The 13,091-nt window shown below is 46.2% G+C and carries 10 protein-coding genes and 3 pseudogenes; 12 read left to right on the forward strand and 1 reads right to left on the reverse strand.

Annotation, left to right across the window (positions count from 1 at the left end; all coding sequences use genetic code 11):
• Nucleotides 1–63 precede the first annotated feature (63 nt).
• From ylqF to C400_RS0119260, 9 genes and pseudogenes are all read left to right on the forward strand, one after another.
• The gene (gene ylqF, locus C400_RS0119210; RefSeq protein WP_026065473.1) at nt 64–924 is read left to right on the forward strand and encodes a ribosome biogenesis GTPase YlqF; all 861 of its coding nucleotides are present in this window, start codon (nt 64–66) and stop codon (nt 922–924) included.
• Nucleotides 925–1,093: 169 nt separating this feature from the next.
• Complete coding sequence (locus C400_RS26300) at nt 1,094–1,780, forward strand: ribonuclease HII (protein WP_017427915.1); 687 nt, start codon at nt 1,094–1,096, stop codon at nt 1,778–1,780.
• A gap of 90 nt (nt 1,781–1,870) precedes the next feature.
• A pseudogene (locus C400_RS0119220) lies at nt 1,871–3,993 on the forward strand (DNA ligase).
• Nucleotides 3,990–4,289 (forward strand): EscU/YscU/HrcU family type III secretion system export apparatus switch protein, encoded by a 300-nt coding sequence (locus C400_RS0119225; protein ID WP_017427916.1) that lies wholly within the window; start codon nt 3,990–3,992, stop codon nt 4,287–4,289. Before C400_RS0119220 ends, C400_RS0119225 begins: the two are co-directional and overlap by 4 nt.
• Nucleotides 4,289–4,672 carry a YraN family protein gene (locus tag C400_RS0119230; protein ID WP_017427917.1) on the forward strand — a complete coding sequence of 128 codons (384 nt, stop codon included), beginning with the start codon at nt 4,289–4,291 and terminating at the stop codon, nt 4,670–4,672. Before C400_RS0119225 ends, C400_RS0119230 begins: the two co-directional genes overlap by 1 nt.
• A gap of 153 nt (nt 4,673–4,825) precedes the next feature.
• Nucleotides 4,826–5,377, forward strand: coding sequence for a nitroreductase family protein (locus C400_RS0119235; protein WP_017427918.1), 552 nt, complete (start codon nt 4,826–4,828; stop codon nt 5,375–5,377).
• 164 nt (nt 5,378–5,541) lie between these two features.
• Nucleotides 5,542–6,081, forward strand: a pseudogene (locus C400_RS26965) (magnesium chelatase domain-containing protein); the annotation flags it as partial.
• Between the two features lie 1,146 nt (nt 6,082–7,227).
• Nucleotides 7,228–7,390 (forward strand): annotated as a pseudogene (locus tag C400_RS26970) (EscU/YscU/HrcU family type III secretion system export apparatus switch protein); the annotation flags it as partial.
• Between the two features lie 220 nt (nt 7,391–7,610).
• A complete protein-coding gene (locus C400_RS0119260; RefSeq protein ID WP_016820939.1) occupies nt 7,611–9,230 on the forward strand; it encodes a YifB family Mg chelatase-like AAA ATPase in 1,620 nt (539 codons plus the stop codon).
• A gap of 278 nt (nt 9,231–9,508) precedes the next feature.
• Here the strand turns inward: C400_RS0119260 and C400_RS0119265 are convergent, their stop codons facing one another.
• Complete coding sequence (locus C400_RS0119265; RefSeq protein ID WP_016820940.1) at nt 9,509–9,937, reverse strand: organic hydroperoxide resistance protein; 429 nt, start codon at nt 9,935–9,937, stop codon at nt 9,509–9,511.
• Between the two features lie 147 nt (nt 9,938–10,084).
• On the opposite strand from C400_RS0119265, the gene C400_RS0119270 reads away from it, so the two are divergent.
• The 3 genes from C400_RS0119270 to sucD all read left to right on the forward strand — a co-directional run bounded on the left by C400_RS0119270 (nt 10,085) and on the right by sucD (nt 13,035).
• Nucleotides 10,085–10,555: a MarR family winged helix-turn-helix transcriptional regulator gene (locus tag C400_RS0119270; protein WP_016820941.1), complete on the forward strand. Its 471-nt coding sequence runs from the start codon at nt 10,085–10,087 to the stop codon at nt 10,553–10,555.
• Between the two features lie 340 nt (nt 10,556–10,895).
• The gene (gene sucC / locus C400_RS0119275; protein ID WP_016820942.1) at nt 10,896–12,056 is read left to right on the forward strand and encodes an ADP-forming succinate--CoA ligase subunit beta; all 1,161 of its coding nucleotides are present in this window, start codon (nt 10,896–10,898) and stop codon (nt 12,054–12,056) included.
• Between the two features lie 49 nt (nt 12,057–12,105).
• Complete coding sequence (gene sucD / locus C400_RS0119280) at nt 12,106–13,035, forward strand: succinate--CoA ligase subunit alpha (protein WP_013370665.1); 930 nt, start codon at nt 12,106–12,108, stop codon at nt 13,033–13,035.
• The last annotated feature ends 56 nt before the right edge of the window (nt 13,036–13,091 follow it).

Below are 13,091 nucleotides of genomic sequence, written 5' to 3' on the forward strand. Positions count from 1 at the left end.
GCCGTAACCCTAACTAGGAGCCTAAGGGTAAATGTAGGGGTTACGCTCAATGGGGTGATGACGGTGACGATTCAATGGTTTCCTGGTCACATGACCAGAGCGCGCCGCCAAATTGAAGCAAAATTAAAGCTGATTGATTTGGTTATTGAGCTGATTGATGCTCGGTTGCCGCTTTCCAGCCGAAATCCGATGATTGATGATATTTTGCAAGGCAAGCCGCGAATGATTATTTTGAACAAGGCAGATTTGGCGGACCCTGTAGTATCACAGCAATGGATTGCCTACTTTAAGGAGCAGGGGCATGTAGCCTTTCCGGTGGATGCCTCGACAGGGACGGGGCTCAAAGAAATTCCGGTTCAGGCCAAGCTGTTACTTAAGGAAAAAATAGACCGGCAGATTTCGAAGGGAATGAATCCGCGTCCTATACGTGCTTTGATTGTCGGAATTCCAAATGTCGGCAAATCGACATTGATCAACCGAATGGCAGGACGTAATATTGCAGCTACAGGCGATCGTCCAGGAGTAACGAAGGCGCAACAGTGGATCAAGACCGGTGAAATTGAGTTGTTGGATACACCAGGTATTTTGTGGCCTAAATTTGAGGATCAGAACGTCGGCTATCGTCTGGCAGTTACAGGCGCGATCAAGGAAGAAATTCTAAATGTAGAGGACATTGCCTTTTTCGCGACAAAATATTTTGTCCAATATTATTGGGATACCATGGCAGAGCGTTTTGAGCTTACCGAACGTCCTGAGGATACAGAAAATCCAGATGATGTTGTGAGCGTTATGGAGGCTATCGGACGTAAACGTGGCTGTATTGTGAGTGGCGGGCGTGTAGATCTCGAAAAGGCGTCAAAAATTATTTTGCGTGAGCTGCGTGCAGGCAAGCTGGGACGATTCAGTTTAGAAGCACCATACTGATAATCCTAGTACACCTGATACAGAAGATTGCATTTTGTGGCAAGGAAGAACCTTCCTCATCTCTCCGGAGAGGAGGAAGGTTTTTTGGTATGTAAAGGTAGATAGAAAAGGGTTTTGAACGGTAGAGGTCTGTGGTAAGCTGAATTCAATCGCTAGAGCTACGGCATGAGTGAAGCATAAACTACGTAAAGATGGGCAGGTATTGATTGTGGAAGCTAAAGAGAATGCAGTAAAGGACATGCTACACTATGAAAAAAAATGCTGGGAGCAATCTTGGGAGCGGATTGCAGGTATTGACGAGGTGGGGCGTGGATGTCTGTTTGGAGATGTTGTGGCGGCAGCAGTCATTCTGCCAGTAGGTGAGTTATTGGAGGGTGTAGACGATTCCAAAAAATTGACGGACAAGAAAAGAGAAGCCTACTACGAACTGATTATGGAGAAGGCAATCGCTGTAGGAATTGGTCATGTAGACGCGCGGATGATTGATGATATCAATATTAAACAAGCGGCTCGTTTAGCTATGAAAAAGGCTATTGAGGCTTTGCATGTGTCTCCCGATTATTTACTTGTGGATGCAGAAAAGGTAGATGTGCCTATTCCCCAGCTATCCATCATTAAGGGGGATGCGAACAGTCAGTCTATTGCAGCAGCTTCTATCATTGCCAAGGTGACCCGTGATCGGCTATGCAAAGGTGAATGGGATGCGAAATATCCGGAATATGGGATTGGTATACATAAAGGTTATGCTACCAAGTTGCATAGAGAACAAATTTTGGCGCTAGGGCCTACAGAAATGCATAGACGCAGCTTTCTGGGCAATTTGTTAACCGAGCAACCGACGTTGTTTGATCTGTAGGTACTTATTATGAATCAGGACAATACCGATATAAAATATATCTAATATTACAGGCCCCTTTGATAGGGGAAGAGCGAGGGGAGGGGCGATATGAACATCGGATCTGTATTCCGTGGATTACTTGGAGATGTGAAGGCGGGAGAGGCGAAAAAACTTGATATGCAGCCAGGCCAGGTCGTAAGAGGAGTCGTATTAAAGGTGTCTGAGGACGGCGACGAGGCAGTGTTGCAAATACAGGGTTCTCAGGTTAGGGCAAAGCTGGAGACCCCTCTTCAACCTGGACAGACTGCAACGTTTCAGGTACAGCCGGCTTCTTCCAGTGGAATGACTGTGCTTAAGCCTCTGAATGATGCTGCCAATATGCCACAGCAAACCGTAGCGCTGACAGATGTATTGGAATCGGTGGGACTGCCGGATACAGCTCAGAACAGAGAGCTTATACAGGCAATGCAAAAGAATGGTGTGCCGTTGACATCTGAAAATGCGGCTTCTTTACAAGAAGCCTTGTCGAAGCAAAGCGGAAATGTGCAATTGGGCACATTTGTACAGGCAGCGGCAGTTGCCTTTCAGCGGGGACTCCCATTAACAGCCGAAAGCATAAATGGATTGCGCCAAACGATGTTTGGGCCTCCTTTAAATGATCTGTTGTCATCGTTGGAGCAAGAACTTGAAGCGGTGTTAAAGCAGCAAGGGCAGGGAACGCCCACTGACCGTTCAGTTGGGGAAGCAACAATAAAAAGCGCTGACCGAACATCAGCTAGTCCAACAGGCACTTCTTCTGTGATGATTGCAGATGGACAGGAAGGCCAAACTCTTACATTGTCCAAGGAGCCCTCTGGCACTGCCGCTGCAAAACAGGCAGAAACGGGACAACAAGCCACAGGTGGCAAGGAATTGTTAAAAGGGACTCAGGCAGCCAATCTCGCTGCTACAGTGAGCGAAGCGAGTGTTTTGGCTACCGATTCGGATACTCCGGCGGGATCTACTGCATTTGCAGCCAACGGGACTGCTTCAGAAGAGCCGGAAGCAGTTAACGGACGAGGAGCGACAGTGGTATTGGACGCTGGTGCAAATGCGCCTGAATCGGACGCTGCTGACGCATTAAACGGCTCCCGCACTAAAGCGGAGCAACCACAGCAAGCTACTGCGGCAGGTACGCAGCTTAAGGATGCCGATGGTGCTCCAGCTCCGGCCACGGCAGAGCCTGCGGAGGCGAAGTCTGCCTTAAATGTAGTCATGGCAGACCGTCCTTCTGCACAGTCAGCAGCTGGCTCTGCGCCGCCCTCCGCGGAGGGCAACGCTGCTACGCTAGAGGCTCCGATCCAGCGGCTGCGTCTCCTTCTGCAAGAGCTGCGTGCAGCAGTGCCACCCGAACTGAGCACGGCTGCGCCAGATCAGTCCAAGGGAGAGGTAGCGCAGCCAGCGGCTGGCGCTTCGCGTACGGCAGATGCTGCCGCTTCACAGCCTACGGCGACGAGCACGAAGATCAGCCTATGGAGGATCCGTGGGTAGGCCGCGTGCTGAAGCTACTCGGTGCTGAGCACGAGCAGCAGGTACACCGCTCGACTGCACAGCTCGCGCAAGGGACGGCGGCACGTACAGAGCCGCCCGAGGGAGTGCCGCAGACGCTGCCGGGATTAGCGGCTACGGCAGACGACTCCGTGTCAGCGGCCGCAGACACCGTAAAAGGGGCACTACTCCAGCTAATGAGCAGTGACGACCTGCCGCCTGCTTTGAAAGAGGCGGCACAGCAGGTTGTACAGCACCTGACAGGCCAGCAGCTGCTGCTCAATACAGACCGAACGGCACCTTTTGCACAAGTGCATATGTTTATACCGTTTATTGGGCCGGACGGTCGTGAAACAGCTACAATCCAGATTCAGTCCCGCCGCGGCAAACGCGGAGAACTGGATGCCTCCAACTGTCGACTTTGGTTTGATTTGGACATGAAAGGGCTTGGTCCGACGTTAGTGGATGTACAGGTTGTAGATCGGATAGTAAGCCTCAAGCTTCATAATGATCAGGAATGGGCGGCTTCGCTGTTAACCAGTGGACGTGAGTCCATTCGCACCGCGCTGGAGTCGCTAGGCTACCAACTTCTAACACTGCGAATCGAGCCAATGCCCATAAGGACTGAACAGAGCAGTTCCGTCTCTTCAGAGGTACAAAGCTATGTACCTCAGCCATATAAAGGAGTCGATCTTAAAATATGAAAGAGCCCTTGGACCCTCCCTCTCCTTCCATGAAGAAGGCGGTCGCCCTAAAATATACGCCCGGTGAGAGCGAAGCGCCGATTGTTGTTGCCAAGGGAAGCGGCCGCATTGCGGACAGTATTTTAGAAAAAGCCAAAGAGCATGGTGTGCCTGTTCAGGAGGATGCTGCGCTGGTTGAAGTACTGTCCAAACTTGATTTGGACGAGCAAATCCCAGCTGAACTCTATCAGTTGGTAGCAGAGGTGCTAACCTATATTTATCAAATGGATCGGCTTGCTCCAAGAGATGACTGGTGATGGGGTATGACATGAAGACGAGAGGTAAGGATCAACGGAAAGCCAAAGGAGCAATGGGAGAAGAGGCTGCAGCTTTGTTTTTAGAAACCCTGGGTTATCGTATCCTAGACCGCAATTGGCGATGCCGCAGCGGGGAAATAGATCTGATTGCCAGGCAGGAGCATATACTCGTGTTTATTGAAGTACGTAGCCGAAGTAGCTCCAAATATGGAACACCAGCAGAATCAGTTACTCCGCGTAAAATCACCCAGGTTCGTCAAACAGCCGCAGTATACTTGCATATGAACGGAATTGGAGATGCTCCAATTCGTTTTGATATGATTTCTGTACGATTATCTGATGAAACGGCTGTGGTTACGGACCATTTTATAGATGCATTTTAAAAGAGTAAGAACTTACGAAGGTTGGAGCGCAGGACTGAATTCATATGTACAGGTTGACAGAAAGGAAAGCTGCAGGTATATTTTATTGAGAATAGTTATCATTTTCATTCTATAATGAATATCTAGTCGTTGTACCTGTGAAGGAGGATTTACGTGACAAAGCATACCTTTAGTGAACATGTCATAGATGTAATTCAGGAACGCCGGACGATTAAACGATTCAAATCTGACTCTATCCCGGTAGATACGATTAAAGAACTACTGGACGTCGCGGTATGGGCTCCTAATCATAAAATGCGTGAACCGTGGCGCTTTCTGTTGTTTGCTGGTGAGGGACGGAGAAAGCTTGCAGAGGCAATTGCCGCCGATATCGGTAAGGATAACAAGTTTGAAAGTGGGATTTTACACAACCCGATTCAGCTTTTAGTAGTGATGGAAGAAGACCCGCGTCAAGCAGTTTGGGATGAAGATTTTGCAGCGGTCAGCGCGCTTGTACAGAACTTTATGCTTGCTGCATGGAGCAAAGGAATCGGAACGTTTTGGGTAACAAAACCATTTTTGTATTCGCCTAAATTCCGTAAATGCTTGGGAATTCAACCAGGTGAGAAGGTAATTGGAATGATATATGCAGGCTATCCTGATGTTATCCCGGAATCAAGATCGCGTACTCCAGTAGCCGATAAGTTAACCTTGATTGACAAATAATCTGTCGTCAGATAAGCTTAGTTGAGGATTTGAAATTAGGGTTGAGAGCTAAATTTAGAACATTATATTTTTTTGCAATGAATGAAAATTTGGAAGCACCTTTTTTCATATAGGCAATGATTCCCCAGAGGAACATTTCAATATGAGAAGAGGTGCTTTTTGATATGTATAAAAAATTACATGGAGCGTGTCTATATGGGATAGATGGCGTTCTGATCGAAGTTGAGACTGATTTGTCCAATGGCTTGCCTCAAACCGCGATAATCGGATTGCCGGATTCAGCGATTCGAGAGGCAGTAGAGCGTGTGAGAGCAGCAATCAAAACTGCGGATTCAAATATCCATCCCAGCGTATCACGATTAACTTAGCTCCTGCTGATTTGCGTAAGGAAGGCTCATCTTTTGATCTTGCCACCGTTTTAAGCTTGCTGACAACCAGTGAACAGATTGTTTTGCCAGTGGGGAAACGAACGCTGTTTATTGGCGAACTGGCGCTGGATGGCAGCATTCGTTCTGTAAATGGGGTGTTGTCCATGGTTGATCTGGCCAAGCGAGAGGGATTCGATTCCGTGCTGCTTCCTCAAGAAAACGCAAGCGAGGCACGTCTAATTACGGATATACGTATTTACGCTATACGTCATACGCCATCTAGTGCATCTTATTCCGGTTAATGATCATGCACAAGGCACCCCAGACGGCCAAGTGATGGAGTTCCTTGATCTTCATTTGTAGCGTGGCAATCCGCTTGAGCAGCTCTCCGTCGTTTTTCGTTCGCTCACTTCAATCAAGTTTACGAGCATAGCCCTGACATCGCGGGGCTTTTTTTTATTGCCTACTGATAAAGATGGTCATTTTTTTCAATCTGTTTGTCTGTTTCGATTCTATAAAAACTAGCATATTCTATATTATTACAAAAGAAGGGAAGTTGATTCGAATGGGAAAAGTAAATTCTTCTAGAAAAATTCTGAAACCTACGCGTCGCCTAAGAACTAAAGCAGGTACCGCATTCATTTTTAGTCTCAACAATGTAGGTCCGAATTTGTTCCAAAGTCGCTTGAACCTGGCTGGGTTTGTTAATTCCTCAAGTAGGGTACTTGTCTCGATCACGGAAATTGGTATTTTTGGCGGTCAAGTTAAGCCGTTTCAAGGAGCTGCTACCATGACGATCCATAACGTCGTTCCGCATGACGACGGTATAGTAATTGTACGTGGGAATACTGGCTGGGGTAGTCCCCTCAATATACGACTTTCAGTCGTGGTTTTCTAATCGTTCAGACCTGCTGAACGCACTTCTCACGGGTGAAAACTGAAAACTCCCGCCACTACGCGGAAATAAAATGTCGAATTCGCGGCAGCGCACAGAGCAAAAAGTCCTGACCTCTCAGTTTTTTTTGTTCCTTCAATTTCTCATCAGACTTATCTATCGGAGAACGCAGTTATCCATGATGATCCATCCTTTAGTTAGGGTAAAGAAAATCAATAAAGAATGGAAATCGCACTCCCGCGTACGGCAATAGGAAACGCTCGTCAAGCCTTCGGCTTCTCCTCTTCGCGCCGACCCAAAGGGAGACGGCTTACTTGTCTTCTTTTTAGAGTTACGTCATCGTGGAAAGTAAACTCGACAATACATCATTCCTGATAAATTTTAAATTAATAGTATTTATGAAATTATAAGAAAATCACAAATGTGTTTAATAGAGCCTAAAAGAAAAAAGCGATCTCCCACCGAAAGGAAAACCGCCTAGTATCGCCAAACCCTTGATATTACTTGGTTTTTCAATGCGTGAAAATGTATCATAATATCCTTCTTATGGGACGGCCGGGTGCTAGAAAAACGATGCTCATCCGCAGGTCGCCCTTAAATATACGCCCGGTGAGAGCGAAGCGCCGATTGTCGTTGCCAAGGGGAGCGGTCGCATTGCGGATAGCATTTTAGAAAAAGCCAAAGAACATGGTTCCTGTTCAGGAGGATGCTGCGCTGGTTGAAGTGCTGTCCAAACTTGATTTGGACGAAACCCGGAATCAAGATCACGTACTCCAGCAGCCGATAAGCTAACCTTGATTGACAAATAATCTGTCGTCAGATAAGCTTAGTTGAGGGTTTGAAATTAGGATTGAAAGCTAAATTTAAAACATTATATTTGCAATGAATGAAAATTTGGAAGCACCTTTTTTCATATAGGCAATGATTCCCGAGAGGGACATTTCAATATGAGGAGAGGTGCTTTTTTGATATGTATGGAAAATTACATGGAGCGTGTCTATATGGGATAGATGGCGTTCTGATCGAAGTTGAGATTGATTTGTCCAATGGCTTGCCTCAAACCGCGATAATCGGATTGCCGGATTCAGCCATTCGAGAGGCAGTAGAGCGTGTGAGAGCAGCAATCAAAAACTGCGGATTCAAATATCCATCCCAGCGTATCACGATTAACTTAGCTCCTGCTGATTTGCGTAAGGAAGGCTCATCTTTTGATCTTGCCATCGCTTTAGGCTTGCTGACAACCAGTGAACAGATTGTTTTGCCAGTGGGGGAACGAACGCTGTTTATTGGCGAACTGGCGCTGGATGGCAGCATTCGTTCTGTAAATGGGGTGTTGTCCATGGTTGATCTGGCCAAGCGAGAGGGATTCGATTCCGTGCTGCTTCCTCAGGAAAACGCAAGCGAGGCACGTCTAATTACGGATATACGTATTTACGCTATACACCATCTGGCGGATCTTATCCCAGTTAATGATCATGCACAAGGCATCCCTGACGGCCAAGTGACCGATCAAAATTGTACTGCCAGTAAGCAAGTTATAATCCATTCCTATGGCCATTTACCTCAAGCAGAGCATATACCGTTGTGCGAGAAAGAAGAACTAGCCAGTAATATGGAGGATTACAGCGATGTGCTGGGTCAGCTACACGCCAAACGTGCATTAGTTATCGCTGCAGCAGGAATGCACAATATTCTTCTTATGGGACCACCGGGTGCTGGAAAAACGATGCTCATCCGCAGGTTGCCCTCTATCCTACCGCCTTTGACTGAAAAGGAGTCGCTAGAAGTGACCAAGGTATACAGCGCAGCAGGAAAATGGAAGGAGTCCTCGCCTCATCTCATGCATGTTCGTCCCTTCCGTGCGCCTCATCATACAATCTCTGCTGCTGGATTGGTGGGCGGAGGAGGCATACCCAAACCAGGAGAAATCAGTCTTGCACACCGAGGGATTTTATTTCTAGATGAGTTGCCAGAGTTTAGCCGCCATGTGCTAGAAGTGCTGCGGCAGCCCCTGGAAGACCACCATGTGACAATCAGTCGTTCACGTGCTGTATTTAAGTATCCGGCGCATTTTTTACTTGCAGCTTCTTTGAATCCGTGTCACTGTGGCTTTTTTGGCAATAACACGGAACATCAGCGCTGTACCTGTTCACCTACAGCAGTAGCTCGATACCGTTCACGTATTTCCGGTCCATTGCTGGATCGAATTGATCTTCAGCTTGAGGTATCACAACCAAAGGACTGGCGGGAGGAAAAAGAATCCCTGTCGTCTGCTGACATGAGAAAGCAGGTGTTGGTTGCTCGAGCAATACAAATCCGCAGATACAGTAAGCTTCCTTTTTCATGGAATAGTGAGCTGTCCGGTCAGATGCTGCGTAAATATGCAGTATTAGATCAAAATGCAGCGGAGCTGCTTAATCAGACGATGGATGCACTTGGTTTAAGCATGCGTGCGTATGATCGAATTCTCAAGCTGTCCCGCACCATTGCAGACTTACATGAGTCAGAGAAAATTACGACTTCACATGTGGCTGAAGCTATTCAATACCGCCATATGGATAAAGCAAGCGCCAATTTATCCGAAATGTAAAAAGGCGATAAAATTAGCAGATACAGTACGATCATTTTTACGGAAAAGTTTTCCAAAGGATATGTGTACGAGAGAAAACGGAAAAAAGGACAAAAAAAGCTCCAGGCAAAAAGACCTGGAGAAGAAAAAAAGATTATGACAATAGTGATTATACTATGAGTATATCAATTTCGTATATACGATTATGCATCATCTCCCATGTTACTTGATGGAAAAACAACAAGCCCCTTGACCAATATGGTTGAGGGGCTTGTTGTGAATTTCATTCTAACTCTAAGTTACAAAACGTTCAGTTTCACTTCAATATTACCGCGGGTAGCGCGGGAGTATGGGCATTGTTCATGTGCGCCTTCCACCAGTTTTACCGCAGTTTCATGATCTAGGCCTTTGACCAGAACGTCGAGGTTTACTCCGATTCCGAAGCCACCGTCTTCGACTTTGCCAAAATGGACCGTAGCTGTGACTTCGGTACCTTCATGTTTTACACGCTGCATGCGAGCCACCATATTTAAAGCACTGTCAAAGCAAGCAGAATAGCCTGCTGCGAACAGCTGCTCTGGATTTGTACCTGCACCACCAGCGCCACCCATTTCTTTTGGAGTATCAATATCTAAACGAAGTTCAGGGGAAGAAGACTCGATATAACCGTTACGCCCACCAACTGCTTTTACTGTTGTTTCATACATTTTTTGTTGAATGGTCATCATAATCCAATCACTGCCTCTCGCTCAATTTATATTTTACACAATTTAATTTATCAAAATAATTTTTGTTTGTAAAGTATTTTAGGCAATTAGAATGTATTTTGTTATATAATGTGCTAAAATAATGACGAAAGCAGGTGACTAGACAGCATGGAAAACAATTTTAATAAAGATGCAGCGTTGAAACTTGATAATCAGTTATGCTTTGCCATATATGCATGCTCCAGAGAGATTACAAAGCTGTACCAGCCTTATCTGGAAAAGCTTGGTGTAACGTACTCGCAATATTTGGTGCTCATCGTGCTTTGGGAGCGTGAAGAGTGTACAGTGAAGGAATTGGGTGAGGCGTTATATTTGGATTCTGGCACACTAACTCCACTATTAAAGAGGTTACAGAATGCCGGGTTGATCGATCGAAAGCGTTCCACTCAAGATGAGCGTAAGGTGCTGATTTCTTTGACGACAGAGGGAAGAGCGTTGCGGGATAAAGCCCTGTCTGTACCAGGATGTATACAAGAAAAAACAAGTATGACTCATGATCAATTTGGGTCGCTTTTGCTTCAGTTTAATGATCTGCTTGATCGTGTTCATCAAGCGAATGTACAGATTGAAAAATCATAATAGATACTTTCAGTTGCTCTTGCGAATTCTTACGACATGAGTTGTTGTTAACTGAAAGAAAAATGCCCTTAAATTCTAATGAAATAAAGTACCTCTCATTGCGGATTAGGTAATCCCATTTTGCGGAGGTGCTTTTTTTGTGTGAATTTGTATTAAAAAATAAAATCCAATAATATCCAAACATTCGATTTTGGGAATGATAATGATATCAAAATACTGTAATTCATGAGGTTAAATTATAAGGAAAGCGTTTTAAAAACATGTTACAATGATGTAGGTTTAGTATAGATTTCCTTGTGAACCGCCCTTGTTGCAGTCATGTTGATAGGAGGATTCCAGAATGAATATCCATGAATATCAGGGTAAAGAAGTATTAAAGCAGTACGGAGTGGCTGTACCGAACGGCAAGGTTGCCTACACGGTGGAAGAAGCCGTTGCTGCGGCAGAAACGCTTGGAAGCGCTGTTACGGTCGTAAAAGCACAAATTCATGCTGGTGGACGCGGTAAAGCGGGTGGCGTAAAAGTTGCCAAAGGTTTGGATGAGGTGCGTACTTTCGCTTCTGAAATTTTGGGTAAGGTGCTTGTGACACATCAGACCGGACCTGAAGGTAAAGAAGTCAAACGCCTTTTGATTGAGGAAGGCTGTGATATTCGCAAAGAATATTACGTAGGCGTTGTCGTGGATCGCGCTACTGGACGCATCGTATTGATGGCCTCCGAAGAAGGCGGTACGGAAATCGAAGAGGTGGCTGCGGCTACTCCGGAGAAGATTTTTAAAGCAGTTGTTGATCCAGCAATTGGGCTTCAGGTGTATCAAGCTCGTAAACTGGCGTATGAGATTAATATTCCCAATGAGCTGGTAAATAAAGCGGTTAAGTTTATGCTGGCGCTTTACGAAGCATTTGTGGACAAGGACTGTTCGATTGCAGAAATTAATCCCCTAGTCGTTACGGGTGATGGGAATGTAATGGCACTAGATGCCAAATTGAATTTTGATTCCAATGCGTTGTTCCGTCATAAGGATATTCTGGAATTGCGTGATTTGGATGAAGAGGACGAGAAGGAAATTGAGGCATCTAAATATGATCTAAGCTATATCGCTCTGGACGGCAATATTGGCTGTATGGTCAATGGTGCAGGTTTGGCGATGGCCACGATGGATATTATCAAATATTACGGTGGCGATCCGGCCAATTTCCTGGACGTTGGAGGCGGTGCAACAACGGAAAAGGTAACCGAAGCGTTCAAAATCATTTTGTCCGATCCGAAGGTAGAAGGTATTTTCGTCAACATTTTCGGCGGGATTATGCAGTGTGACATCATTGCGAATGGCGTCGTGGAGGCTGCCAAGCAGTTGGGGCTGACTCGACCGCTTGTTGTCCGTCTTGAAGGAACGAATGTTGAGCTCGGCAAACAGATTTTAGCGGAATCCGGTTTGAATATTGTGGCAGCTGATTCCATGGCGGATGGTGCCCAAAAAATCGTTGAACTTGTTCAATAGCCTGTTTGCATTCCGATATGCCGAATAAACGATAGGGGATGTGAAGATCGTGAGTATTTTGGTCGATAAGCATACAAAGGTGATTACACAGGGGATTACGGGAAAAACGGCGTTGTTCCATGCCAAAGGTGCACTTGATTACGGTACACAAATGGTAGGTGGCACCTCTCCAGGTAAGGGAGGCACCGAGGTAGAAATTACACTGGAAAACGGGCAACAGGTCAAACTGCCAGTGTTTAATACAGTAAGCGAAGCCAAGGAAGCTACAGGCGCAACTGCTAGCGTCATTTACGTGCCGCCGGCTTTCGCAGCGGATTCCATTTTGGAGGCTGTGGATGCGGAACTGGACCTCGTGATTTGTATCACAGAGGGGATTCCGGTGCTTGATATGATCAAGGTCAAACGTTTTATGGAAGGCAAAAAGACCGTTCTGATTGGCCCTAACTGTCCGGGTGTTATTACGCCAGGAGAGTGTAAGATTGGTATCATGCCAGGTTACATTCATCTGCCAGGTCATGTAGGCGTTGTGTCACGTAGTGGTACTTTGACCTATGAGGCAGTGCATCAGTTAACCACTAGAGGTATAGGTCAATCTTCCGCGGTTGGTATTGGTGGTGACCCAGTTAAAGGTTCAGAATTTATTGATATTTTACATCGCTTTAATGAGGACCCCAACACTCATGCTGTCATTATGATCGGAGAAATCGGTGGTACAGCCGAGGAAGAGGCTGCCGAGTGGATCAGGGACAATATGACGAAGCCGGTGGTTGGCTTTATCGGTGGGGTGACTGCGCCTCCAGGCAAACGGATGGGGCATGCAGGTGCCATTATTTCTGGCGGAAAGGGAACGGCAAAAGAGAAGATTGCTACGCTTGAAGCCTGCGGGATCAAGGTGGCGCCGACTCCTTCCGAAATGGGCTCGACACTGGTAAGTGTGTTGGAAGCGCGTGGTATTTTGAATCTGTGTACGACACATTAAATCGTGTTTCTTCATTAATATACAGGCTGTAAATCAGCATCGAAATTTGCTGCTGG

The organism is Paenibacillus sp. ICGEB2008 (assembly GCF_000307675.1).
Classification (GTDB): Bacteria; Bacillota; Bacilli; order Paenibacillales; family Paenibacillaceae; genus Paenibacillus; species Paenibacillus polymyxa.